This window comes from Dyella koreensis (assembly GCF_044904565.1).
Classification (GTDB): domain Bacteria; phylum Pseudomonadota; class Gammaproteobacteria; order Xanthomonadales; family Rhodanobacteraceae; genus Dyella_D; species Dyella_D koreensis.
This window is the reverse complement of sequence record NZ_JADIKD010000005.1, coordinates 150,546-174,723: the sequence shown is the minus strand read 5'-3', so window position 1 is coordinate 174,723 and position 24,178 is coordinate 150,546. Positions and strand designations below refer to the sequence as shown.

Genomic DNA, 24,178 nt, shown 5'->3' with positions numbered 1-24,178 from the left:
CTAAATGCTTTCGAACTGGCGATCTGCGGCCACGGCGGCTGGACGATCAGGCCTCGAAGAACACTATCTCGACGTCCGACACTGGGAAAAGCGTTGCTACGAAGTACACCGCCCGCTCTTCAGGCCATTTCTCTTTGGTTACTTTCTCTTGACTCCGGGCATCCATGCCCTCCGCCCTTCGGGCCAGCTGCGCTGTTCGCACCCGCTCCTGCGGGTGCGTGGGCCAGCAAAGAGAAAGTGACCCGGCTCGCGGCAGCGAATCGGAAGCCCGCGGCCCCACGGGACTAGCTTCGCGTCGCAGGCGAGCCAGGGCACGCAGACGCCACAACCGAAGCACACCACCACTGGATCCCTGCCTACGCAGGGATGACGAAGTAGGCGAGTGCGCGGCAAAACCGAACTCTCCTGAAGGATGGGAGAGAAAAACAGAGCCACTCAAAGACTCAACGAAAGCGCATCCGCCTGCACCCGCCCCATATGGATGCGATTGACGAACAGCGAAAACGCCAACTTCCCCGCCAGACCATGCACATGCTGCATCCACGGCGGCAACCAGCGCGGCGGAGCGATGGCCCCGGATTCGAAATGCGGCTCCAGACTGATCACGTCATGCAACGACAACTTGCCGGCAAACAGATGCCGCAGCATGTCCATGCGCCGCTGCTTGAGCGCCCAGCGGAAAAAGGTGTGCACGGTAAGCAAACCACTGAGGTACACGTTGTCCTTGGCAAAGGCCGCGCCGCCCGTCAGCGGCACGCCGCGAAACACACGCTGCGCCGAGTGAAAACTGTCGCCAGGACTCTGTCCGCAATTGCTGAAGTACTTGTAGACCTCGACGAAATCGGCGCCGCTCAGCGCCATATCGATAGCCAGGATACGCAGGCTGATGCGCTTGAGCCGCGCGATGTCGATCGCGCCGGACATCAGCTCTGCGAATACCGCCAGCCCTTCCTGAGTGGCCGTGACGCGGGGCGACGTGCGCGCCAGCGAGGCCAGCACCGGCTGGGCGCGACCGTTCAAAGCGGTCAGCGAGTGCACGAAGGCCTCGTGCGCAAGCAGCTGGTGGCGGTCGTATTCGCTGAAGCTGGTGCCGCCACGTAGACGGATGCGGGTGGCACCGGCCGCCGCCTTGGCGGTCAACTCGTCGTCCACTTCGACACTGATGGTGCCAGCACCGAAAAAGTCATCCAGCGTCTTGGCCAAATCCGCGCGCAATACGTCGGCCGGCAGGTTGGTGCTGACGTCGTCGGCGAGCAGATCAGCGCCAAGCTCATCCGAGAGCTCCACGAAGTAGCGCGCCGCGTCCAGGTTGCTGCGGTCGCTGCCGGGAATCGGATCGCCAGGCCGGCCATACAACACGATGGAGGGCGCCGTAACTTCCGCAGTGCCTACGGCCTCCAGCATCTCCGCTGCAATGCGCCAGGATTCAGCCGTGCGGCAAAGGTATTCGCCCATCGGATCGTCATGTCCGGCCTCACGCTCGATCGCCGCGAGTTCGGCACGTGCCTCGGAGAGATCGGGCCGCTGGTAGCTCACTTCCGGCAGGCTGTATTGGCCCTTGCCAAACGCCTCGATCATGCGGTTCTCGACCGTGGCCGGCCATGCCACGGTAGGCAGGATGCGGATGCCTTTGACGGCGCCCAGCAGGCGCTGGTCGAGGTCCGCGTAGCGCTGCAATTCAGGGGCAAGAGGGGTGGCTGCGTTCATGGCTATCTCCATCGACCCGTTGGCCGCCCTATTCCCGTTCGCGCGTGCCGCGCTGGCTATGCGGCTTGGTCGGTGGCCGGCCGCCGCGCTGGCGGCGAAGGCGGGCTTCGAGCGTCGCGGCCTGTTCCTCGCGCTCATCGCGCAGCTTCAGATAGTTGCGCCAGCGCTCGGCCGACAGATCGCCGCTATCCAGTGCAATCTGCACGGCGCAGCCAGGCTCGCTGCCGTGGCCGCAATCGGCGAAGCGACAGGTTTCGGCCAGCGCTTCGATATCGGCGAACAGGTCGAGATTTTCCTCGCCGGTGAGCTTGAGTTCGCGCATGCCGGGCGTGTCGATCAGGCAGCCGCCACTGGGCAGCTGCAGCAAAGCGCGATGGGTGGTCGTGTGACGGCCGCGGCTGTCATGCGCGCGCACCTCGCTGGTCGCCATGCGATCGGTACCGAGCAGCGTATTGGTAAGCGTGGATTTGCCCGCACCCGACGAACCGACCAGTACGGCACTGTCGCCGGGCTGCAGATATTGGGTCAGTACCGCCACGTTGGCCGGGTCCTTGCCGTTGATGGCATGCACCGGCGTGCCGGCCGGCAGCCGGGAACGCAGGGCTTGCACCAGTTCGTCGGCATCGACGCGCGTATCCAGCTTGCTGAGCAGCACCACGGGCTGCGCACCCGAGTCCTCGGTGAGCGAGAGGTAGCGCTCGATACGGGCCGGGTTGAAGTCGCCGTCCAGGCCTGTCAACACCAGCACGTAATCGATATTGGTCGCGATGATCTGGCGTTCGTAGCGCTCGCCGGCCGCCGCACGCGACAGCACGGTGCGGCGCGGCAGCACTTTGACGATATGCGGGGGGGTGCCCGGCTCCAGTTCCACAAAATCGCCCACGGCGGGACGCTCCGATGGATCCAGGCTGCGCTTGAGGAAGTAGCCGGCCGGCTGGGCACCGAACAGCGATTCGCCGTCGTGCAATTCGTAGCCGGCCCGGTGCTGCGCCACCACACGGGCCAGACGCAGGCCACCGCCCGGCAGGGCATCGCCGCGCCAACCGACGCGGCGCAACCGTTCGATGATCTCGGCCTCACTCATCCGGCGATTATGCCCTGCCCAAGGAGCCTGTTCACGGCCTCCGCGTGGCCCACGGCGATTCAACCCTTCGGGCCGGGATCTGTTTGCGCGCAGGGCAGCGTCATCACTCGGTTGTGTACGGACCACGCCCTCCCTCTTCCTCGCCCTGCGCGCAAACAGATCCCGGCGCGGGCTACGCGAAGGCCGTGAACAGGCTCCGCGCGCCCGGAATCCGGCTTTTATGTGCCTCGCGCAGTGCAGCATGACGCTGCTAGCATGCCCAAACAGATAACAGCGGCCACCCCAAGGGCCGCCAAGCACCCGAAGGACGCGAACCTTGGCCTCGATCAAACCCAGTGCGCACCTGGCGGACGTGCGCTATGAAATCCGTGGCGCACTCACCCGGCGCTCGCGCGAGCTGGAAGCCGCCGGCCTGCCCATCATCAAGTTGAACATCGGCAACCCGGGTCGCTACGGATTTGAAACGCCGCCGCATCTGCGCGAGGCCATCGGCCAGCATTTGCGCGACAGCGAGGCCTACGGCCACGAGCAAGGCCTGGAAGAGGCGCGTGAGACCATCGCTGCCCAGCAGCGTTTCCGCGGTGCGCGCGGCGTGGAAGTGGAGCGCATCTTTATCGGTAACGGTGTCAGCGAGCTGATCGACCTGAGCCTGCGCGCCCTGCTGCAGCCCGGCGATGAAGTGCTGCTGCCCAGCCCGGACTATCCGCTGTGGAGCGCCGCCACCATCCTCAACGACGGCAAGCCGCGCTATTACCGCTGCCTGGCCGAGAACGGGCACCTGCCCGACCCGGCCGAGATCGAGTCGCTGGTCACACCGCGCACTCGCGCCCTGGTGCTGATCAATCCGAACAACCCCACGGGCGCGGTGTATCCGCGCGAGCTGCTGGAACGCATCGTCGAGATCGCGGCGCGCCATCGCCTGCTGCTGCTGTGCGACGAGATCTATGACGAAATCCTCTACGACGGTGCGCAGTTCCAGCCACTGGCTGAAGTTGCCGGCGACGTGCCCTGCGTCAGCTTCGGCGGCTTGAGCAAGGTGCATCGCGCCTGCGGCTATCGCGTGGGCTGGATGAGCCTGTCGGGCGATCCTTCACGCACGGCGGATTACCGCGACGCGCTGCAATTGCTCGCAGCATTGCGCCTGTGCGCCAACGTCACCGCGCAATGGGCGGTGCTCCCCGCGCTGGAAACCGCCCCCACCATCGGCAGCCTGACCAGCGCCGGTGGCCGCCTGCACGAGGCGCGCCGCATGATCCTTGAAGGCGTGGCCGCCAGCGATTACCTCGACTTGGTCGCACCGGGTGGCGCGCTCTACGCCTTCCCGCGCGTGCGCGCCGATCGCCTCGCCGAATTCGACGACAACGCCTTCGCCCTGCGCCTGCTGGAAGAGGAATCAGTGTTGGTAGTACCGGGCAGCAGCTTCAACGTGCCGCACAGCCGACACCTGCGCCTGACCCTGCTGCCACCGCCGGACCAGATGCGCGAGGTATTCGTGCGCATCGAGCGCGTGCTGGCACGCATGGCCAGCGAGCAAAAAACCCGCGCGGTGGCCTGACCCCGCGCGATGCTCCGTTATCTCGCACTCGGCGACTCCTACACCATCGGCGAAGGCGTGCCCGTCAACGGCCGCTGGCCGGTGCAACTGGCCGCATGTCTTCGCGACGAAGGTGTGCCGCTGGGCGATCCGCAGATCATCGCCGTCACCGGCTGGACCACTGACGAGCTGTCGACGGCGATGGACGCCGCCAGCTTTTCGCCGCCGTACGATCTGGCAAGTCTGTTGATCGGCGTCAACAACCAGTACCGCGGGCGCAGCGCGGAGAATTACCGCGAAGAATTCATTCGCCTCCGCGACCGTGCCATCGCCCTGGCCGGCATGCGCCCGCAGCGACTGGTGGTGCTGTCGATCCCGGACTGGGGCGTCACACCATTTGCCCATAACAGCGGCAGGGATGTGGCCCGTATCGCTACGGAACTGGATACGTATAACGCGATCGCCCGCGACGAGACCCGGCGTGCCGGATCGCACTGGGTCGATATCACTCCGCTATCGCGCCAGCACCCCGGCCGGCTCGCCGACGACGGCCTGCACCCCTCCGCCGCGCAATACACCTTGTGGATGCAGCAGGCCTTGCCGGCCGCCCAGGCCGCTCTCGCCTCGCTCTAAGTCATCACGCCGCCTTGGCGCAGCGCAACAACACTGCAACCATTCCGCCATCGCACGGTGACGCAAGCGCACCACACTGACATCCCGGATAACACCGGGAGAGACAGCCATGGCGACCTACCACTGCCGCAGTGCCTTCATCTCCGACGTGCACTTGGGCACGCCCGATTGCAAGGCCGGCTACCTGCTCGACTTTCTGCGCAAATTGCGTTGCGAAAAGCTCTATCTGGTCGGCGACATCATCGACATGGAGTCGCTGGCACGCCGCACCTGGTGGCATGCCGACCACGGCGCCGTGCTGGCCGAAGTGCTGGATATGGCCCGCCGCGGCGTCGAAGTGACCTACATACCTGGCAATCACGATGCCCCGCTGCGCGGGTTGGCCGGACAGAGCTTCGGCGGCGTGCGCATCGCACTGGACGCCGTGCATGAAGGCGCCGATGGACGGCGCTACCACGTGAGCCACGGCGACGAGTTCGACCCCGAACAGGTCGGCCGCACCTGGATGCTGCATCTGGGTGAAGTGATGCATCGCTTCATCTGCTGGACCAACCGCCGCGTGCATGCCATGCGGCGGCGGCTGGAGCTGCCTTACCTGCCACTGTCGATCATCGTGAAATCGCATATCGGCAAGGCGCTGGCGTATATCCGCGCGTACGAGAACCGCGTGGCCGACGATGCGCGCGAACGCGGCTTCGACGGCCACATTTGCGGCCACATCCACTTCGGCCACGTGCGTGAGATGGATGGCGTGCTCTACCTCAACGACGGCGACTGGGTGGAACACTGCACCGCATTGGTCGAGGACCACACCGGCGCCATGGAGTTGATCCACTGGAGCGAGCAGCCCGCAGCCCTCGGCCGCGCCAGCCGCGAACTGGTGCTACCTTCCCCGGCCGCCGCGCTGGCGCTGGCGCCGCTGGCCCGGCATCGGCGCGATCTGGCGGAACTGCGGCCCGCAGCCTGAATTCCGTCGCCGGAGCGCTTGAAGCACTCCGGCGACGACGGCATATGGAGGGGGCGTATCATTAAACCCCTTTGCCGGAGTCCCTCATGTCCCTCGACAACGCCACCCGCGACCGTATCGAATCCCTGCTCAAGAGCCACCGCGTGGTGTTGTTCATGAAGGGAACCCGCCAACAGCCGATGTGCGGTTTCTCCGCCGCGGCCACCAACACGCTCAATGAACTGCTGCCGGAATACCACACGGTCAACGTGCTGGAAGATCCGGAGATCCGCGAGGGTATCAAGGCTTACGGCGACTGGCCCACGATTCCGCAGCTCTATGTGGAAGGTGAGCTGGTCGGCGGCGCCGACATCATTCGCCAGATGTACGGTAGCGGCGAGCTGCACCAGCTGTTCGGCGCCGCCGCGCCAGACCGCACCCCGCCGGAAATCACCATTACCGACAAGGCCGCCGAGGCGATCCGCCAGGGCACGACCAACGCCCAGGGGCTGGCCCTGCACCTGGAGATCGGTCCGGACCATAGCGCCGGCTTCCAGTTGGCGCCGGCCGGCGACCACGACATCGTGGTCAGCAGCAACGGCATCGAGGTGCATTTCGACCCGGGCAGCGCCCAGCGCGCCAAGGGCATCGTGATCGACTGGGTATCCACCGTGCAGGGCGAAGGCCTGAGCCTGAAATTTCCCGGCGCCCAGGAGATCAAGTCCCTGACCGTGCAAGAACTCAAGGCCCGCCTGGCCGCTGGCAACATCACCTTGATCGACGTGCGCCCGGCCCACGGCCGCGCCCAGGCGGCGCCGCTGACCCAGGCCCGTGTGCTTGAGGATGAGGGTTATGAGGCCCTGGCCGCCCTGCCCAAGGACACCCACCTCGCCTTCATCTGCCATCACGGCGTTTCCAGCCGCGGCGTGGCCGAGCGCTTCGCGGCGCACGGTTTCGGCAACATCTATAACGTCGAGGGCGGTATGGATGCGTGGGCGGCGGAGATCGATGCCAGCGTGCCTCGCTACTGAGCGGTCGCTCATTGCCAGTGAGAAGACGGGGCTTCGGCCCCGTTTTTTTGTCTCGAAAGACCGGACAACCGTGGAAATTCGGAGCAGAAAATTTTTAAATCACGACCACCTGTTCATGATTCATTTATAAATGTCGGATGACACCTTCACATAAGCATCTCGATTCATCGAGTCAACGAAAATTCGGGCGAAATCAGAGCACATGATTTTGCTTAATACTTACGCGAAGCTGTAGATATATCGCTATTTCGCAATATATTTCGACTATTCAAACAAGATGCTGCGGCGCAAAAAACAGGCCAAGAGGCCAATCGCAAGGTTTTGCCTTCACACTGTAACCATTGCATAACAATTACCCCCTTCGTAGTTTCGATCTAGGCCATTAGTCACGGCGTTTCTGCCTGACCAAGCCTCCGGGTGTGGGGACATCCGGACGAATCGGGGGAGTAGACCTACCAGGGCTGGCACTTCGCATGGCGGAGCAGAACGCGTCCATGCGTGCTTTGCCGTGGGCGGCATTCCGGTTCGATGACATCGCTCAGTAGCCAGAACAATCATCAACCGAGGTTTGACCATGACTTCCAGCAACGCCAACCGTTCCGGTAGTTACGCACTGCCACGACGCCAGATAGCCCTTGCCGTGGCGCTATGCCTCAGCCTTGCCAGCGGAGCTTCGTTTGCCCAGTCCAACGCGACAGGCGTGATCTTCGGCCAGGCCGAGCCGGGTGAAACCGTCCACATCGAAAGCACCCAGACTGGTCTCAAGCGCGACCTCACCACTGACTCACAGGGCCGCTATCGCGCCGCCTCGCTGCCTATCGGCGTGTACTCCGTGTCGATCGTCAAGGACGGCAAGGTTATTAGTAGCCGTACTGGCGTGCAGACCAACATCAGCAGCGGTACCGAGGTCTCCTTTACATCGGCGGCCAGCGCCGCCAACGCGCAGAACCTCGGCGCTGTGCAGGTCGTGGGTAATGTACTGCCAGCGATCGACGTGTCATCGGTGGACTCGCGCGCGGTGGTCACCGCCGACCAGCTCGCAAAACTACCAATCGCCCGCACCTCGATCAGCTCGGTCGCCTTGCTTGCGCCTGGCACAGTTCCCGCAGCCCGTGGCTACGGCAACGCATTGTCGTTCGGTGGCTCGTCGGCCTCCGAGAACTCGTACTACATCAACGGTTTTTCAGCGACCAACCCGCTGACAGGCGTGAGCTCGCGTCAGTTGCCGTATGACGCCATCGATCAGGAGCAGGTGCTGATCGGCGGCTACGGCGCTGAATATGGTCGCTCTACCGGCGGCGTAATCAACGTGGTGACCAAGCGCGGTACCAACGAGTGGAAGGGCGATGTGCAGGTGCTGTGGTCGCCGGAGCAGTTGTCCCAGGAGCCACGCAATGTGCGTCGCCGCAACGGCACGCTGTACCAGATCGGCAATGGCTTCGCCGGCCGCGACCGCGACGAGCTGCAGTATTCCGGCTCGATCGGCGGCGCCCTGATCAAGGACAAGCTGTTCTTCTTCGGCGCAGCCGACGCGATCCATTCGACGGACCAGGCTTACACCGCGCAGACCGCAGGATCTACCGTCCAGAACGACAAGAACAAGATCAGCCGCTGGTTGGTGAAGCTGGACTGGAACATTACCGATAACCACATCCTCGAGTTCACCGGCATCGGCGACGACGAGCAGACCGACTCGCAGATCTACGGCTACAACTACCTCACCAGTCAGACCACCAAGTTCCTCGGTCATCAGTACACCAAGAACTACAACGGCACCCAGACCAACGGCACGCCGGGCGGCAACATCTACATCGGCCACTACACCGGCTACATCACGGACGATCTGACCTTGAACGCCATGTATGGCAAGAGCAATTCAGATCATGTCCAGACGCTTACGGGTAGTAGCGGCACCGCCTGTCCGACCATCACCGACAACCGCGCTATCGCATCCAGCAATCCAGCGCCAAGCTGCAGCTTCGGCAATGGCTCCATCCTGATGCCAGGTTCGCGCGACCGCACCTCAGGCTGGAGCTTCAACGTCGAATACCGTTTGGGCGGCCATGATCTGCGTGCCGGTATGGACAACTACAACCTGCGCGCCACTTGGGGCAATGCGCCCGTCAGCGGCACTGGCTATCGCTACTTCGACGTCGGAAACGGCCAGGCCATTGTCAACCGACTGGTCAACCTCGGCCTCAGCCCGAGCCTGTACAACCCAGCGGATTTCCCGAACGGCTGGTACGTCGAATCCACGGGCCTGAGCACCGGCACCTCGGCGCGCACCGCGCAGCGTTCGGAATTCATCGAAGACAACTGGCAGATCACCGATCGCTGGCACGCCTACCTTGGCCTGCGCAATGAGCAGTTCACCAACTACAACGGCGTCGGCCAGCCTTATGCGAAAGAGCGCAACCAGCTCGATCCGCGCCTGGGCTTCTCCTGGGACGTCTATGGCGACAGCAGCCTGAAGATTTACGGCAACGCCGGCCGCTACCACCTTGGCCTGCCGACCAGCGTGGCCGTGCGCGGTGCCGGTCCATCGACCTTCCCGACGACCTACTACAGCTTCACCGGCATCGACCCGGTCACTGGCATTCCGACGGGCCTGAGCGTAGGCAAGCCGTTCTCCGGTACGTTCTTCGCCAACGGCGCCAACGGTACGCCTCCGGATGCGAAGACCGTCTCCATCAAGGACATGAAGACCTACTTCCAGGACGAATACATCCTGGGCTTCGACAAGCAGCTGCCCAACAACTGGACGGTTGGCGCCAAGGCCATGTTCCGCATCCTGCGCAACCTGATCGACGACGACTGCGACTCGCGTCCGCTGCAGGCCTGGGGCGATGCGCATGGCCTGCATGACCAAGTACTTGCCGGCCTCAACGCCAGTACGGGCTGCTGGCTGTACAACCCGGGTAACCACGGTACCTTCGTACTGTCGCCCTCGCCCGGCCAGTACCTCGAGGTTCCGCTGAACGCGGCCCAGATCGGCGAACCGCACGCCAAGCGCCGCTACTACATGCTCGACATGTATGCGGAGCATCAGTTCAGCGACAAGTGGTACGGCAAGTTCGAGTACACCTTCTCGCGCAGCTACGGCAACTCGGAAGGCCAGCTCGATTCCGACATCGTGCAGGCCGACGTGTCGACCACCGAGAGCTGGGACTTCCCGGAGGTCATGGAAAACACCAATGGTCCACTGGCCAACGACCAGACTCACCAGTTCCGTATCATCGGCATGTACCAGCCGACGCCGGAATGGCGCGTCTCGACGGTGACCCGCATTGCCTCCGGCACACCGGTCAGCTGCATCGGTGCCCGTCCGCTGTCGGCGGGTGGTGATCCGATGGGTTACGGTGCGGCTTATTTCTGGTGCAACGGCCAGCCCTCGTCGCGTGGTTCGCGCGGCCGCACGCCCTGGACCTACACGTTCAACGTAAGCGCTGCCTGGCAGCCGGCCTTCCTGGATCACAAGCTCACCCTGTCGGCGGATGTCTTCAACCTGCTCGGCAAGCAGCGCGTGACCCAGCTGTTCGAATCCTGCGAAGACCCGTCGGGCAACACTTCGATCAACTGCTTCCGCCCGCGTTCGTTCCAGGATCCGCGTTACGTCCGCCTCGGCGCGCGTTACGACTTCTCGCTCTGAGCTAAGTCATCAACAAAGTGTGTGGAGCCTCTGGACGGGGGTTCCACACCAAAAACAGCTGGAATCTCCCCAATCCGGGCTGCCTCGCTGGCAGCCCTTTTTTTATTCGGGAGTTTTATTCGGGGGAATGGCCGATGCGCCCGACGCATCGGCCGGGGATTCACTCCACGCCTTCCTCGAAGCGCAGATGTTTCACGCTGCGGCCATTGCGGCGCACCAGCTTCAACGCCTCGATGCCGATGCGGATGTGGCGCTCCACGTATTGCGCCGTCACGCTGCGGTCGCTGGCCTCGGTCTTTACGCCTTCCGGAATCATCGGCTGGTCGGACACCAACAGCAGCGCGCCGCACGGAATCTTATTGGCGAAGCCCGCCGCGAAGATGGTGGCCGTTTCCATGTCCACCGCCATGCAACGCGTGCGGCGCAGATACTCCTTGAACGCCTCGTCGTGCTCCCACACGCGGCGATTGGTGGTGTACACCGTGCCCGTCCAGTAGTCGTAGCCGAGGTCGCGGATCATGGTGGACACACCACGCTGCAACTGAAACGCCGGCAGCGCTGGCACTTCCGGCGGAAGGTAGTCGTTGGACGTGCCTTCGCCGCGGATGGCGGCGATGGGAAGCACCAGGTCACCGATCGCGTTCTTCTTTTTCACGCCGCCGCATTTGCCGAGAAACAACGCGGCCTTGGGCTCGATCGCACTGAGCAGGTCCATCACGGTGGCCGCGTTGGGGCTGCCCATGCCGAAGTTGATCAGAGTGATGCCGTCGGCAGTGGCATTGGGCATGGGCTTGTCGCGCCCCTGCACCTCCACGCCGTGCCACTCCGCGAACAGGTCCACGTAATGGCCGAAGTTGGTGAGCAGAATGTGCTCGCCGAACTGCTCCAGCGGCGTGCCGGTATAGCGCGGCAGCCAGTTGGAGACGATTTCATGCTTGTCTTTCATTAAGACCCCTTGAGGTCGGCGCAGGGAACCTTCCGCTGCGCGTTACCGGCGACGCCACGCCGGCGATATGCCAGTTGATCCTGCCTATACTACCGGTTGCGGCTTGCCTGGCCCTGTATGGATTGCCGCAGCGACCATGGTCACCACCGGCGCCGCCTCGGTGTGACCCAGTCGGCAGCCCGCTCGCCCCATGTTATGTTGCGCCCGCCATCATCGAGGGGGAGAAGAACTGATGCGCATGGGGCTGGCTATCGATGCGTCCTGCGATATTCCGCAGGCCTTCTTGCAGGAACACGGCATCGCGGTGATGCCGATTACGGTCCGGGTCGACGACGAGGTCTTCCTGGACAACCGCAGCCAGACCGAGATCCACCGCTTCCTCGACCGCAAGCTGGGCGACCGCAGCCATTCCGCCGAAACCGAACCCTGCTCGGTCGAAGAGGTGCAGAAGCTGTTCCTGGACAAGCTGGTGCTGGAGCAGGACTGCGTGTTCTGCCTCACCATTACGGCTACCCGCAGCCCGATCAACGACCATGTGATCAAGGCCAGTTTCGGCGTGCTCAAGCACTACCGCGAAGTGCGCGATAAAGCAGGCATCCCGGGTCCCTTCCTGATGCGAGTGATCGACACGCGCAACCTGTTCGCCGGTGCGGCGCCGTGTATCGTCGAAGCCACACGGCTGATCCAGGCCGGCGAATCGGCCCCAGCCATCCGCGAGCGGCTCACCCACATCGCCAATAACTCCTACGGCTACATGCTGCCGCGCGATCTGTACTACCTGCGCGCGCGCGCCAAGAAAAAGGGAGACCGCAGCGTCGGCCTGTTCAGCGCGATGCTCGGATCGGCACTGGACATCAAGCCGCTATTGCGTGGCTACCGTGGCGACACCGGCCCGGTCGGCAAAGTACGTGGCTTCGAACACGGTGCCGAAACCCTGTTCAACTATGCCGCGCAGCGCGTGCATGCCGGCTTGCTGGTGCCGGTGGTTTGCGTGAGCTATGGCGGCGACCTGGCCGAACTGCCCAAGCTGCCTGGCTACGCCGGACTGCGCGCGGCTTGCGAGGAGTGCGGCGTCGAGCTGATGGAAGCGCCGATGAGCATCACCGGCATGGTCAACGTCGGCGAAGGCGCCGTGACCCTGGGCTTTGCCGCCGAAGAACACGTAGCTGAGTTCTGAGCCGGCGGCGGAACTAGAATCCGCACATGCGCCGTCCTCTTGCCCTGCTGCTATGGCTACTGCCCTGCGTCGGCCTGCCGATGGGCGCCACGACCGTGTACAAGTGCACGGGCAGCGACGGCAAGGTGATCTTTCAGGATTCGCCCTGTGGCAAGGCCCAACGGCAGCAGACACTCGACCTGCCTGACGTAGCGACCCAACCCGCACCCGTAGCACCGCCGCAGCCTTCGGCAACCACGGACCGCGCGGACGCAGCACCTACACCGCCGCCGCTCGAACCAGCAGCTCCATTGCCGCGCATGTACGCCTGTATCCGCGCAACCGACGGCAAGGCTTACTTCAGCGGCAACGGCTATCCCGAGCCTTATCTCGCGCCATTCGGCATGCTCGGTGCGGTACAGATGCCGCTCGCGCACGCCTACGGCCCGGCAGGCGGCGCAGGCATCTCGGCGCCGGAGGTCAATCGCGGCAAGATCACGCCCGGCCTGGTCGCCAGCAACTACGTGTGGGTGCAGGACCAGTGTCGTCCACTGACGGTGCAGGAGATCTGCCACGCACTGCAGGACGCCTATGACGAGAACGCGCGCAAACTGAGGCGAGCCTTCAAGAGCGACCGTCCGCCGCTGGAACAGCGCGACAACGAACTGCGCGCACAGCTCGGCAACTGCTGAAGGCTGTATGGCCAGGAACACACCCTGTGCGCGATGGCTTCTCGCAAGCAGGTCGCGCACAGGGTGCGCTGCTACTGGTCAAATGCTATGCAGCGCGTGCCAAGTACAGATGGCACAAGGCGATCGGCAAGTCATCCACAGGCTTGTCACCAGGCTTTCCCCAGCGGCTGTGGAAAACTTCAGAACCCGTAACTGAGAAAGCCGCCGTCCACCGCGAGCACTTGCCCGGTGATGTAGCTGGCCGCAGGCAGGCACAGAAAGGCAATGGCCGCGGCGACTTCTTCCGGCTCGCCGATACGGCGCAATGGCGTGCGATCGAGCACCTCATCGAGATACTCGTCATCGGCCAGCGCAGGCTCGGAACGCTGCGTGCGGATATACCAGGGCGCCACCGCGTTGACGCGGATGCCGTCGGTGGCCCATTCCGCCGCGAGATTGCGGGTGAGCTGATGCAGTGCGGCCTTGCTCATGCCGTAGGCGGAACCGGTACGCACATGGGTGACACCGGAAACCGATCCCACATTCACGATGGCAGCGTTGGCATGCTGCACCAGCTGAGGATGCGCCAGCCGGCACATCTCGAACGCAGAGAACAGATTCAGCTCGAAGATCGCGTGATAGTCCTGCTCGCTGTACTCGAGCGTGGGTGCCGGCATGTTGCCGCCCGCGTTGTTGACCAGCAGCGACAGCGGCGCGCCCAGGTCGGCGATCCAGTCAAACACCGCGAGGCGTTCTTCCTGCTCGCTCAAGTCGGCTCCGAAGGCGAGCACCTCGATGCCCTCGAAATCGTCACTAAGCTCGACCCGCACCTGTTCGAGATAGTCCTCATCGCGTGCCACCAGCAGCAGGTTGGCGCCCAGGCCGGCCAGTTCGCGCGCGGCGGCGTAGCCGATGCCCTTGCTGGCACCGGTGATCAAAGCGGTGTGGCCCTGCAACTGCCAGGCGTCGATGCGGCTGTTCATGTGGAAAGCTTAACCCGCTTGCCGGCACGTTGCCTGCGGGCGACACTCCCCCTGTCTCCGCAGCAGGAATCGTCCATGAAGTGGCTCATCCTTCCTCTGTGTACGTTCGCGCTAGTGGCCTGTTCCGGTAAGCCACCGGCTCCGCAAGCCGTACCCAAAGCCGAGGCGGCTCGCACCGCCACGCCCTGGGACGATCTGAAAAAGGACGAACAGAAGGCCAAGGATGTCCAGAAAACGGCGGACCAGCAGGCCGAGCAGCAGCGCAAGCAGATCGATGCCGCCGAACAGTGACGGCATGAATTCATCGGATATCCGCGCCACCACGGAAGCCCATGCGCCCGTGCTGGAGCTCGACCGCGCCAGCGTGCTGCGCGATGGCCGGTTGATCCTCGACCAGCTCAGCCTGCGTGTCGCCACCGGGCAGCACACTGCGATCCTTGGCGCCAACGGCTCGGGCAAATCCACCCTGGTCAAGCTGGTGGCGCGCCAGATCTATCCGCTGGCCCACGACCATGGCCGCAGCAGCGTGCAGGTGTTCGGCCGCGACCGCTGGCACATCACCGAACTGCGCGGCCTGCTGGGTATGGTGTCGCCGTCCCTGCAGCTGGACTACACCACCGAAACACCGCTCGAAGTCTTCGATGCCGTGGTGTCCGGTTTCTTCGCTGCGCGCGGTGTGGGCCTGGATCATCGTGTGACGCTATCCATGCGCCAGCGCGCGCAGGAGGCACTGGAGCAGATGGGCGTCAGCCATCTGATCGGACGTCAGATGGCCAGCCTTTCCACCGGTGAGGCGCGGCGCGTACTGATCGCCCGTGCATTGGTACACCGGCCGCGCGCCCTGTTGCTGGACGAACCCAGCGCGGGCCTGGATCTCGCCACGCGCCGGCGTTTCCTGGAAAGCCTGCGGCAGCTTGCGCGGGGTGGCACCACGCTGCTGTTGGTGACGCACCACATCGAAGAGGTGGTGCCGGAGATTTCGCAGGTCGTGCTACTGCGAGAGGGCAAGGTGCTGTGCCATGGCGACAAGCAGAACGTGCTGACCGACGACTTGCTTACCAAGGCATTCGCCATGCCGATGGCCGTGCAACGGCATGGCGAGTACTACAACGCGGTCCCTGTCGAGTAACCGCGCTCCCGAATCTACGGTGCCGCTCAGCGCGGCTCGCAGAAGCAATACGCGTAGATGTTTGGCTGTCCGGACTGCGCGGTGCGCAGCAGCTTCAGCTCCGGCGCCATGGCCGGCAACTGTGCCACCCACGACGGCAGGCGAACACCGTAAGCCTGCAGCGCAACCGTTGCCGCGTTGTCGTTGAGTCCCACCAGGAATTGCTCGAAGCCGCCGAGCGGGGCCTCGATGTAGTGCACCGGTGCGTTGCCGCTCAGCTTGGCGCGCTTGGCCGCATCGGCGATCGCATCGCCCAGGCCGCCGAGCTGATCGACCAGGCCCCGTTCCAGCGCCTGCTGACCGGTCCACACGCGACCCTGCGCGATGGTGTCGATGGCGTCGTAATCCTTGCCACGCGCCTTGGCCACACTGCCGACAAAGTCGTGATAGCCCTTGTCGATGATGGCCTGGATCAAGGTGCCGACCTTGGGATCCAGCGGACGCGTGATGTTGAAAGCGCCGGCCAGCGGGCTAGTGCCGACGCCGTCGCTCTTCACACCCAGCTTATCTAGCGTGCCGGGCACGGTGAAGTACATGCCGAAGATGCCGATGGAACCGGTGATGGTGTTGGGCTCGGCGAAGATGCGATCGGCATTCATCGATATCCAGTAACCGCCGCTGGCGGCGACATTACCCATCGAGACCACTACGGGGATGCCGGCTTCCTTGGTCAACTCGACCTCGCGGCGGATCTGTTCCGCGGCGTACACCTCGCCACCCGGCGAGTTCACGCGCAGCACCAGCGCCTTGGTGCGGCGATCTTCGCGTGCAGCGCGGATCAGTGCGGCGGTGGACTCGCCACCCACCGAACCCTGCGGCTGCTTGCCGCCGGTAATCTCACCCTCGGCCACAACCACCGAGACACCCGATGCCATCACGCTGGTGCTGGGCAGGTTCGCCACATAACGCGGCAGTTCGACCTGGCGGAAACCCTCGCCCTTTTTGCCGGCCGGCACGCCTTCCTTGCGCATCATGGTTTCGAGTTCGGCGCGCGTGGCGAGGCCATCCACCAGATGTTCGTTCAAAGCCAGCTGGGCAAGATCGCCCTGGGTGCTGGCGATGGCTTCGGGCAGGCCATCAATGTCGGCGCGCAGCTTGGCGGCTTCCAGCTTGCGTGCCTTGGCGACTTCGCCGATGTAGCTGTCCCACAGGCCACCCATCCAGTAGCTGTCGGCTTCCTTCGATTCGGGCGAGGCGTGATCGAGGATGTACGGCTCGGCGGCGCTCTTGAACTGACCGACGCGAAACAGGTGCACGTCGACACCCAGCTTATCGAGCAGATCCTTGTAGAACAGGCGGTAATTGGCGAGGCCGGTGAGCACTACGCCGCCCTTGGGATCGAGCAGCACTCTGTCGGCGTGCGAGGCCAGGTAGTACTGGCCCTGGTCCATATTCACCGCCCACACCACCACCGGCTTACCGGCGGCGCGGAAGCGATCCAGCGCCGCGCCCACTTCGCGCAGCGCGGCGAAACCGCCACCGTGCAATTCGCCCGGCTCCAGCAGGATGCGGCTGATGCGGCTGTCTTTGGCGGCACCGTCGATGGCGCCGATCAGATCGCGCAACTGGATCTGCTTGGGCTGATTGCCGGAGAGCCCGGCCAGCGCGCGCTGCAGCGGCTCGATGCTGTATTGCTCGACCAGCTCGCCCTGCGGCTTCAACACCAGCACGCTGTCGTTCTGAATACTGCGTTCGCTGCGGCCGCTCAGGCTGAAGCCCAGCACGATCAGCAGGAACACGAACAGGAACGCGAAGAAGATCAGGTTGATGATGACCAGCCTGACCACATTGATACCGCGCCCGAACACGCAGAGAAAATTCCAGAAACCGTTACCGCTGCGCTCCGTCATTCGTCGTTCCTCGCTAAGACACTGGCAGCGTAACCGGTCAAGCTGCCGAGGTCATGTGGGTCTCTCGGCATAGCGCCGCCAGCGTTCGCTGGCCGAGCTGCGCCAGAAGCGGGTGAACAGCAGCACCGCCGCCACACTGAGCCCGGCCACCAGCCCCATCCACATACCGCGTGCGCCCAGGCCGTGGCGGAACGCCAGCCACCAACCTACCGGCATGCCGATGACCCAATAGGCGAACAGCGTCATCGCCATCGGTGCGCGCGTGTCCTTGAGTCCACGCAGGGCGCCGTTGGAGGCGACCTGGATGCCGTCGGAGAACTGAAAAATGCCGGCCAGCACAATCAGCTGGGTCGCCAGCACGATCACCGTGGCGTCGCGCGTGTACAGGGAGGCAATCACATGCGGCAGGCTCAGCATCAGCCCCGCCGACACCAGTTGGGTCGCCAGAGTCAGCCCAATGCCGCAGAAGCCGGCATAACGCACGCCCTCGGCATCGCCGCGGCCCACCGCGTTGCCGACGCGCACGGTGATAGCCATGGCCAGGCCCAGCGGAATCATGAAGAAGAACGAGGCGATGTTCAGCGCCACCTGGTGGCTGGCCACCACGTCTTCACCCAGGGTGCCGAGCGCCAGGGCCACCGCCACGAACAGGCCACCCTCGGCCAGCAGGGTCACCGCCATCGGCAGACCGACCCACGTCAGTTCGCGGATGCGGCGCAGGTTCGGCAGGTCAAAGCGCTCGCCCAGATTCAAGCCGCGATAGTTGCCGTGCCGCGACACATAGAAAGCAAAGCCCAGCATCTCCATCCACAGCACCAATGCCGTGGCGATGCCGCAACCACGTGCACCCTGCGGCTCGAGGCCGAACTTGCCAAACATCAGCACGTAACCCAGCGGCGCCAGCACGGCCAGGCCACCCAGACTGAAATACATCGAGGGCCGGGTCATCGAGAGCCCTTCCGACAGGCCACGCAAGGCGAAATACGTCGTCAACGCCGGCGCGCCCCAACTGATCGCGTGCAGGAACTCGACCACATCCGCGCGCAAGCCCGGCGCAACCCCAATCAGATCGATCAGCGGCGCGGCATGCCGCACGCCGGCCCACAGCAACACGCCCATACCCACCGCCAGCCACAACGCCTGACGGAACACGGCGCCCACTTCATGCCGCCGGCCAGCACCGTCTAACTGCGAGACGGAGGGCGGCACGGCCATCATCATGCCGATACCCGACACAATGGCGAGCGCCCAGATGCTGGCGCCTACGGCGACAGCGCCGAGTACGTGCGCGCTGTAATGGCCAGCCAGCACAGCGTCCACCACGTTGGTGCCCACCGCGGCCAGCTGGGCGGCGATCAGGGGAAGGGCGAGGCGAATGGTGGCGCCGATCTCATGCGCGACGCGGGCGCGATCGGAACGGAACAGATTCATAAGCAGGGACTCCAGAACTTGCGATTCTACAGGAGTCGTCCGACGGAGCTGTCGCCGCCATCAGGTTGTGCCAAGATCGCCCGCTTCATGGGGAGGGGTCAGGGCATGAAGGAAGTCGTTTCCTACGACGGCGTGCATTGCGCCAATTGCAGCGCGCCGATGCAGGGCGAGTACTGCCACCACTGCGGGCAGTCCATCCATACCGTGCTGAAGCCAGTGCACCATATGGCGGAAGACGCCCTGGAAACGGTGCTGCACGTGGACGGCCGCTTGTTCCACACGCTGCCGCCACTGTTCACCAAGCCCGGTTTTCTCACGCTGGAATACTTCGCCGGCCGGCGTCAGCGCTATATCGCGCCGTTCCGCCTGATGTTCATCCTGTGCCTGCTGGCGTTCTTCCTGACGCATATCGCCATCGATGTCTTGACCGAACACCGTCTGACGGAAAGCGTCACGCCTTCGGTGCATGTGAGCGAGCATACGTTCGATGACTTGCAGACGCCGGCCGAAGTGAAGCACCTGCTGGACGAGAAGGTGGCGGAACTGGATAGCGCCCGGGAACCAAGCCTGCACTTGGCCGATGCCAAACTGGATGACGCCGAGAAGATATTGCGGGCGCAGGCGGCGGCACGTATCGCAGTGTTGCAAGGGGCACCGGCGGCGGGCTCATCGGCCGCAACACCGGCAAAACCCGCCACTGCAGACGCCGAAGACCAGGAAACCGACGACACGGGAAAACGGCACCGCGGACGGACCCACGGCAGCACCAAGATTCATTTCACCCCTGTCGCCTGGCTGCCCGAATTCGCCAATGCCCGCCTCGCTCACGCAACCGCCAACCTCAAAGCCAACCTGGCCGGCATCAGCCAGGGTGGCGCCGCCAAAGACGAGGCTATCGAGCGCATCAAAGCCGGGCTGTTCGGCGTACTGCCGCAAACCATGTTCCTGATGATGCCGCTGTTCGCCCTGCTGCTGAAGCTGGTCTACCTATTCAAGCGCCGGCTCTATATGGAACATCTGATCGTGGCGCTGCACAGCCACGCCTTCCTGTTCCTGACGCTCCTGCTTGCGGTCGTGGTCGCGTTGCTCAAGGCGTGGATCGAACCCCATGCGGCCTGGGCGGCCTATCCGCTGCGCTGGATCGAGTGGGGCCTGGCCCTGTGGGCACCGGTCTATCTCCTGTGGATGCAGAAGCGTATCTATCGCCAGGGGTGGGCCATGACCATCTTCAAATATCTGCTGGTCGGCTGGTGCTACACGTGGCTGCTCGGCTCTGCGCTGGGTATCGCAGTCATGCTCGGCATTACTCATTGAAGACCTTCATTTTTTGCGACGCAAATCACACAAAGTCCGTGCGATCCAGCAGATTCGCGGCCCGCTTGCAACCCCGTGAAAGCGGGTTTTGCACAGCATCACAAAGCTGTCAAGACAGGCCATCGCTTCATGGCAGTTGTATGAACACCAGCCAAGCGCCATTTACAACTCATTGATAGTTAAGGCCATTAATCCATGGCTAAAACTTGTTCAGGGCGTCGCGAAGGGCTTAATCACGGGCCTGAGGGGTCTCCGTCCCCGTTGCATCCACAGACTTATCCACAGCTCTTGTGGATAAGGGCAAATTTCTTACGGACTTAACCACTTACCTGCCACTCCTCGACCCCGGAGCAGCAAGCACAGCCAAGCGCCAACCGCGACGGGACATCCCCGATGTGACAGCGCGCCGCAGCCTCTTCCTGGCGCCCACTCACCCGGATTTCGGCTCGCCGTTACACTGGCCCGCCACGAGGTATGCATGCCAGCCGTTCTTCGCGTCGCCCTGCCCGTCCCCTTGCCGACCCTGTTCGACTACCTGCCGCCCACGGCGGGTGAGGCGCAGGCGGGTAGCCGCGTGCTGGTGCCTTTCGGACGCGGCAAGGCAGTCGGCGTGGTGGTGGACACCGGTGCGGAGGCAACGGTAGGCGGCGCACGCCTGAAACGGGTGATCCGCCTGCTCGACGACGCGCCCCTGCTGGACGCCGAGTTGATGAAGACGCTGGCCTGGGCCGCCGATTACTGGCTGGGCGCGCCCGGCGAAGCCTATGCCAATGCCCTGCCGCTTGCGCTGCGCGAGGACAAGCCGCTGCCGGATACCCGCGAGGAAGTCTGGGCGCTGACCATCGCCGGCCGCAGCGCCCTGGATGCAGGCAGCCGCAAAGGAGGCAGCCGCCGTCTTCTTGAGACACTGGCCCCCGCCGCGCTGAGCGCAGCGGAGCTGCACGAACAACTCCCCGACTGGCGCGAAGCCGCCCGCCGGCTGTCCAGCGCCGGCCTGATCGAGCGTGTGGAGCGCGCAACGGATGCCCCCACGCCCGGCACCGAACCGCCCGCGCTCAGCCCCGAGCAAGAGCAGGCCGTGGCGGCGGTCGCCGCCGCGCTGGATCGCTTCCAGCCGTTTCTGCTCGATGGCGTCACCGGCAGCGGCAAGACCGAGGTCTATCTCGCCCTGATCGAACAGGTGCTCAGCGAGGGTAAGCAGGCCTTGCTGCTGGTGCCCGAGATCGGCCTGGCGCCGCAGACGGTCCGGCGCCTGCGCGAACGGCTGGGCGTGACTGTCGAAGTACTGCACTCCAATCTCTCCGAGGGCGATCGCGCGCGCGCCTGGCTGCGCGCGCGCAGCGGTGAGGCGAAGGTCATCCTCGGCACACGCTCGGCCGTGTTCACGCCGCTGCCGCGGGCCGGGTTGATCGTGGTCGATGAAGAACACGACAGCGCCTACAAGCAGCAGGAAGGCTTTCGCTATCACGCACGCGATCTCGCACTGCTGCGCGCGCGCGAACTGGGCATTCCAGTACTGCTCGGCTCCGCCACGCCCTCGCTGGAATCGCTGGCGAACGTAAAAGCGGGCCGCTACCGCACCCTGCATCTGCGTGCGCGTCCGGGCGCGGTACGGCCGCCGCAGGTGCAGATCGTGGACATGCGCGCCCAGCGCCTCGAACACGGACTATCACCCACCCTGCTGAGCACGGTGACCGATACCGTCGCACGCGGCGAACAGGTGCTGGTGTTTCGCAATCGCCGCGGCTACGCGCCGGTATTGCTCTGTCACCAATGCGGCTGGCATGCCGAATGTCCGCGCTGCGAACATCCGCTGACCCTGCATGCGGGACGCCGGCAGCTTATCTGCCACCACTGCGATTACCACGCATGCGTACCGGAAAGCTGCCCCTCATGCGGCGCAACTGATCTGAAGCCACAAGGCCAAGGCACCGAACGTTTGGAAGAAGCGCTCGCCGCGCAGTTTCCTCACGTGCCCGTGTTGCGCATCGATCGCGAAACCACGCGCCGCCGCGATGCTTTCGAGCACTTGCTGGATCGGTTGCGCGGCGAAGGCGCGGCGATCCTAGTCGGCACGCAGATGCTGGCCAAGGGCCACGACCTGCCCAATCTGACCCTGGTTGCGATTGTGGGCGTCGACGAAGGCCTGCATAGCGTGGATTTCCGGGCCAGCGAACGCCTGGCGCAGCTGGTGGTGCAGGTGGCCGGCCGCGCGGGGCGCGCTAGCAAGCCCGGCCGCGTGTTGTTGCAAACGCATCACCCCGAACATCCCCTGCTGCGCCAGTTGCTCGCACAGGGCTACGGTGCCGCGGCCAAGGAATTGTTGACCGAACGGCAACTGCTGCAACTGCCGCCCTACCATCATCAGGTGCTATTACGCGCCGATGCCCACCAGCGCGAACACGTCGACACCTTCCTGCGGGAAGCTCACGGCGCGCTGGCCGGCGACGCGCTGCAGATCGCCGGCCCCATGCCCGCTCCCATGCCACTGCGTGCGGGGCGCCATCGCGGACAACTGTTGATCGAAGCGGCCAGTCGCAGCGCGCTGCATGCGGTCCTGAAGCCGTGGCAACGTGCCCTGGCATCGTTGCCTTCGGCGCGCCGCGTGCGTTGGTCGCTGGATGTGGATCCGATCGATCTCTACTGAAAAAACGCCGCATCAAAACGTAACAGCGACGCGTTGCCCCTACCATGGGCGTGTTCCGTCCCCATAATCACGGAAGGCTTCACGCTTCGAGGTAACTCATGGCAGACACCGATGCACGACCGCATGTCGTGATCCTCGGCGGTGGTTTCGGCGGCCTCGCCGCGGCCCGCCAGCTCGACGATCCATCGCTCCGCGTCACGTTGGTCGACCGGCGCAACCACCATCTGTTCCAGCCTCTGCTCTATCAGGTCGCCACCGCGGGGCTCTCCGCGCCTTCCATCGCCGCGCCGTTGCGGCAGATCCTGCGCAAGCAAAGCAATGCCACCGTGTTGCTGGATGAGGTGCTCGACATCGATCTGGCAAAGCGCCAGGTGCAGCTGGCACACGGCACGCTCGACTACGACTTCCTGATCGTCGCCACCGGCGCCACCCACGCTTACTTCGGTCACGATGACTGGGCGCAGCATGCGCCTGGACTGAAGACGTTGGACGACGCCTTCACCATCCGCCGCCGCGTGCTGCTGGCGTTCGAACGGGCCGAGCGCGAGGACGATCCCGAGCGAAGGCAGGAGTGGCTCAACTTCGTGGTCGTCGGCGGCGGCGCGACTGGCGTGGAACTGGCCGGCACCCTGGCGGAAATCGCACGCCACACGCTGCCGCGCGAGTTCCGCCGCAGCGACCCGCGCCGCGCCAATGTGTTGCTGGTGGAAGCGGGCCCGCGCCTGCTGCCGGCGTTCGCGACGGACCTCTCCGAGAAAGCCCAGCGCCAGTTGGAAAAGCTGGGCGTGCAGGTGCGCACCGGCACCGCGGTCACCGCCATCGACGACAACGGCGTCATCCTTGGCGATCAGCCTCTGTCCGCACGCACCGTGTTGTGGGCGGCCGGCGTGGCGGCGTCACCGCTGGGCCGGAAGCTGCACGTGCCGCTGGATCGCGCCGGACGGGTGCAGGTATCGCCCGACCTGAACCTGCCCGACCACCCCGAGGTGTTCGTGGTAGGCGACCTCGCCAGTGTCAGCCAGCCGGACGGCAAACCCGTGCCTGGCGTCGCGCCGGCGGCAAAGCAGATGGGCCGCTATGCGGCGCTGTGCATTCTTGCCCGCCTGCGCGGCGAGAAAACCGTCCAGCCCTTCCGCTACCGCGACGACGGCTCGCTCGCGACCATCGGCCGCATGGCCGCAGTAGCGCAGTTCGGGCGGCTGAAATTCTCCGGGCTCTTCGCGTGGTGGGTATGGCTGGTAGCCCACGTTTATTTCCTGATCGGCTTCCGCAATCGCCTGGTGGTGCTGCTGGACTGGGCCTGGTCCTACTGGACCTACCAGCGCCACGCCCGCATCGTCATCGGTTCCGATCAGGCAGACGAAAGCGATTCTCGCTTGCCGAAAGACGTCTGAGAGTGACAATAGGCCGTTCCCCCTACGGATTCCG

The 24,178-nt window shown here is 64.4% G+C and carries 18 protein-coding genes; 12 read left to right on the top strand and 6 right to left on the bottom strand.

Annotation, left to right across the window (positions count from 1 at the left end; genetic code table 11):
* Positions 1-435: 435 nt before the first annotated feature.
* Together ISS97_RS01725 and rsgA are read right to left on the bottom strand one after the other, a co-directional pair.
* On the bottom strand, positions 436-1,707 hold the full coding sequence (locus ISS97_RS01725) for a flavohemoglobin expression-modulating QEGLA motif protein (RefSeq protein ID WP_379987587.1): 1,272 nt from the start codon (positions 1,705-1,707) through the stop codon (positions 436-438).
* A 28-nt stretch (positions 1,708-1,735) separates the two neighbouring features.
* Positions 1,736-2,791 (bottom strand): ribosome small subunit-dependent GTPase A, encoded by a 1,056-nt coding sequence (gene rsgA, locus ISS97_RS01720; RefSeq protein WP_379987585.1) that lies wholly within the window; start codon positions 2,789-2,791, stop codon positions 1,736-1,738.
* Between the two features lie 316 nt (positions 2,792-3,107).
* Between rsgA and ISS97_RS01715 the strand changes: the two genes are divergently transcribed.
* From ISS97_RS01715 to ISS97_RS01695, 5 genes are all read left to right on the top strand, one after another.
* Positions 3,108-4,346 (top strand): aminotransferase class I/II-fold pyridoxal phosphate-dependent enzyme, encoded by a 1,239-nt coding sequence (locus ISS97_RS01715; protein ID WP_379987583.1) that lies wholly within the window; start codon positions 3,108-3,110, stop codon positions 4,344-4,346.
* A gap of 9 nt (positions 4,347-4,355) precedes the next feature.
* Positions 4,356-4,958: an SGNH/GDSL hydrolase family protein gene (locus ISS97_RS01710; RefSeq protein WP_379987581.1), complete on the top strand. Its 603-nt coding sequence runs from the start codon at positions 4,356-4,358 to the stop codon at positions 4,956-4,958.
* Between the two features lie 109 nt (positions 4,959-5,067).
* Complete coding sequence (locus ISS97_RS01705; RefSeq protein ID WP_379987580.1) at positions 5,068-5,925, top strand: UDP-2,3-diacylglucosamine diphosphatase; 858 nt, start codon at positions 5,068-5,070, stop codon at positions 5,923-5,925.
* A gap of 86 nt (positions 5,926-6,011) precedes the next feature.
* Entirely contained in the window at positions 6,012-6,935 is a 924-nt protein-coding gene (gene grxD, locus ISS97_RS01700; protein ID WP_379987579.1) for a Grx4 family monothiol glutaredoxin, read from the top strand.
* Positions 6,936-7,509: 574 nt separating this feature from the next.
* Positions 7,510-10,584 (top strand): TonB-dependent receptor, encoded by a 3,075-nt coding sequence (locus tag ISS97_RS01695; protein WP_379987577.1) that lies wholly within the window; start codon positions 7,510-7,512, stop codon positions 10,582-10,584.
* Positions 10,585-10,744: 160 nt separating this feature from the next.
* Here the strand turns inward: ISS97_RS01695 and ISS97_RS01690 are convergent, their stop codons facing one another.
* Positions 10,745-11,530 (bottom strand): AMP nucleosidase, encoded by a 786-nt coding sequence (locus ISS97_RS01690; RefSeq protein WP_379987576.1) that lies wholly within the window; start codon positions 11,528-11,530, stop codon positions 10,745-10,747.
* A 232-nt stretch (positions 11,531-11,762) separates the two neighbouring features.
* Here ISS97_RS01690 and ISS97_RS01685 point away from each other — a divergent pair, with 232 nt between their 5' ends.
* Complete coding sequence (locus ISS97_RS01685) at positions 11,763-12,707, top strand: DegV family protein (protein WP_379987575.1); 945 nt, start codon at positions 11,763-11,765, stop codon at positions 12,705-12,707.
* Between the two features lie 26 nt (positions 12,708-12,733).
* The gene (locus ISS97_RS01680; protein WP_379987574.1) at positions 12,734-13,378 is read left to right on the top strand and encodes a DUF4124 domain-containing protein; all 645 of its coding nucleotides are present in this window, start codon (positions 12,734-12,736) and stop codon (positions 13,376-13,378) included.
* A gap of 179 nt (positions 13,379-13,557) precedes the next feature.
* On the opposite strand, the gene ISS97_RS01675 is transcribed toward ISS97_RS01680, so the two are convergent.
* The gene (locus ISS97_RS01675; protein ID WP_379987572.1) at positions 13,558-14,340 is read right to left on the bottom strand and encodes an SDR family oxidoreductase; all 783 of its coding nucleotides are present in this window, start codon (positions 14,338-14,340) and stop codon (positions 13,558-13,560) included.
* 75 nt (positions 14,341-14,415) lie between these two features.
* On the opposite strand from ISS97_RS01675, the gene ISS97_RS01670 reads away from it, so the two are divergent.
* Positions 14,416-14,631: a hypothetical protein gene (locus tag ISS97_RS01670; RefSeq protein ID WP_379987571.1), complete on the top strand. Its 216-nt coding sequence runs from the start codon at positions 14,416-14,418 to the stop codon at positions 14,629-14,631.
* Positions 14,632-14,635: 4 nt separating this feature from the next.
* Positions 14,636-15,469 carry an ABC transporter ATP-binding protein gene (locus tag ISS97_RS01665; RefSeq protein ID WP_379987569.1) on the top strand — a complete coding sequence of 278 codons (834 nt, stop codon included), beginning with the start codon at positions 14,636-14,638 and terminating at the stop codon, positions 15,467-15,469.
* Between the two features lie 26 nt (positions 15,470-15,495).
* Here ISS97_RS01665 and sppA read toward each other — a convergent pair whose 3' ends face one another.
* Together sppA and ISS97_RS01655 are read right to left on the bottom strand one after the other, a co-directional pair.
* Positions 15,496-17,358, bottom strand: coding sequence for a signal peptide peptidase SppA (gene sppA / locus ISS97_RS01660; protein WP_379987567.1), 1,863 nt, complete (start codon positions 17,356-17,358; stop codon positions 15,496-15,498).
* A gap of 51 nt (positions 17,359-17,409) precedes the next feature.
* Entirely contained in the window at positions 17,410-18,789 is a 1,380-nt protein-coding gene (locus ISS97_RS01655) for an MATE family efflux transporter (protein ID WP_379987565.1), read from the bottom strand.
* A 105-nt stretch (positions 18,790-18,894) separates the two neighbouring features.
* Here ISS97_RS01655 and ISS97_RS01650 point away from each other — a divergent pair, with 105 nt between their 5' ends.
* The 3 genes from ISS97_RS01650 to ISS97_RS01640 all read left to right on the top strand — a co-directional run bounded on the left by ISS97_RS01650 (position 18,895) and on the right by ISS97_RS01640 (position 24,144).
* Positions 18,895-20,103 (top strand): DUF3667 domain-containing protein, encoded by a 1,209-nt coding sequence (locus ISS97_RS01650; RefSeq protein WP_379987563.1) that lies wholly within the window; start codon positions 18,895-18,897, stop codon positions 20,101-20,103.
* Between the two features lie 478 nt (positions 20,104-20,581).
* Entirely contained in the window at positions 20,582-22,750 is a 2,169-nt protein-coding gene (locus ISS97_RS01645) for a primosomal protein N' (protein WP_379987562.1), read from the top strand.
* A 98-nt stretch (positions 22,751-22,848) separates the two neighbouring features.
* Entirely contained in the window at positions 22,849-24,144 is a 1,296-nt protein-coding gene (locus ISS97_RS01640; protein ID WP_379987561.1) for an NAD(P)/FAD-dependent oxidoreductase, read from the top strand.
* The last annotated feature ends 34 nt before the right edge of the window (positions 24,145-24,178 follow it).

Excerpts from the sequence above, each read along its gene's own strand:
- ISS97_RS01685 (WP_379987575.1), top strand. The coding sequence starts at position 11,763 with ATGCGCATGGGGCTGGCTATCGATGCGTCCTGCGATATTCCGCAGGCC.
- ISS97_RS01690 (WP_379987576.1), bottom strand. The coding sequence starts at position 11,530 with ATGAAAGACAAGCATGAAATCGTCTCCAACTGGCTGCCGCGCTATACC.
- sppA (WP_379987567.1), bottom strand. The coding sequence starts at position 17,358 with ATGACGGAGCGCAGCGGTAACGGTTTCTGGAATTTTCTCTGCGTGTTC.
- grxD (WP_379987579.1), top strand. The coding sequence starts at position 6,012 with ATGTCCCTCGACAACGCCACCCGCGACCGTATCGAATCCCTGCTCAAG.
- ISS97_RS01655 (WP_379987565.1), bottom strand. The coding sequence starts at position 18,789 with ATGAATCTGTTCCGTTCCGATCGCGCCCGCGTCGCGCATGAGATCGGC.
- ISS97_RS01705 (WP_379987580.1), top strand. The coding sequence starts at position 5,068 with ATGGCGACCTACCACTGCCGCAGTGCCTTCATCTCCGACGTGCACTTG.
- ISS97_RS01725 (WP_379987587.1), bottom strand. The coding sequence starts at position 1,707 with ATGAACGCAGCCACCCCTCTTGCCCCTGAATTGCAGCGCTACGCGGAC.
- ISS97_RS01670 (WP_379987571.1), top strand. The coding sequence starts at position 14,416 with ATGAAGTGGCTCATCCTTCCTCTGTGTACGTTCGCGCTAGTGGCCTGT.
- ISS97_RS01665 (WP_379987569.1), top strand. The coding sequence starts at position 14,636 with ATGAATTCATCGGATATCCGCGCCACCACGGAAGCCCATGCGCCCGTG.
- ISS97_RS01710 (WP_379987581.1), top strand. The coding sequence starts at position 4,356 with ATGCTCCGTTATCTCGCACTCGGCGACTCCTACACCATCGGCGAAGGC.
- rsgA (WP_379987585.1), bottom strand. The coding sequence starts at position 2,791 with ATGAGTGAGGCCGAGATCATCGAACGGTTGCGCCGCGTCGGTTGGCGC.
- ISS97_RS01650 (WP_379987563.1), top strand. The coding sequence starts at position 18,895 with ATGAAGGAAGTCGTTTCCTACGACGGCGTGCATTGCGCCAATTGCAGC.
- ISS97_RS01640 (WP_379987561.1), top strand. The coding sequence starts at position 22,849 with ATGGCAGACACCGATGCACGACCGCATGTCGTGATCCTCGGCGGTGGT.
- ISS97_RS01645 (WP_379987562.1), top strand. The coding sequence starts at position 20,582 with ATGCCAGCCGTTCTTCGCGTCGCCCTGCCCGTCCCCTTGCCGACCCTG.
- ISS97_RS01675 (WP_379987572.1), bottom strand. The coding sequence starts at position 14,340 with ATGAACAGCCGCATCGACGCCTGGCAGTTGCAGGGCCACACCGCTTTG.
- ISS97_RS01680 (WP_379987574.1), top strand. The coding sequence starts at position 12,734 with ATGCGCCGTCCTCTTGCCCTGCTGCTATGGCTACTGCCCTGCGTCGGC.
- ISS97_RS01695 (WP_379987577.1), top strand. The coding sequence starts at position 7,510 with ATGACTTCCAGCAACGCCAACCGTTCCGGTAGTTACGCACTGCCACGA.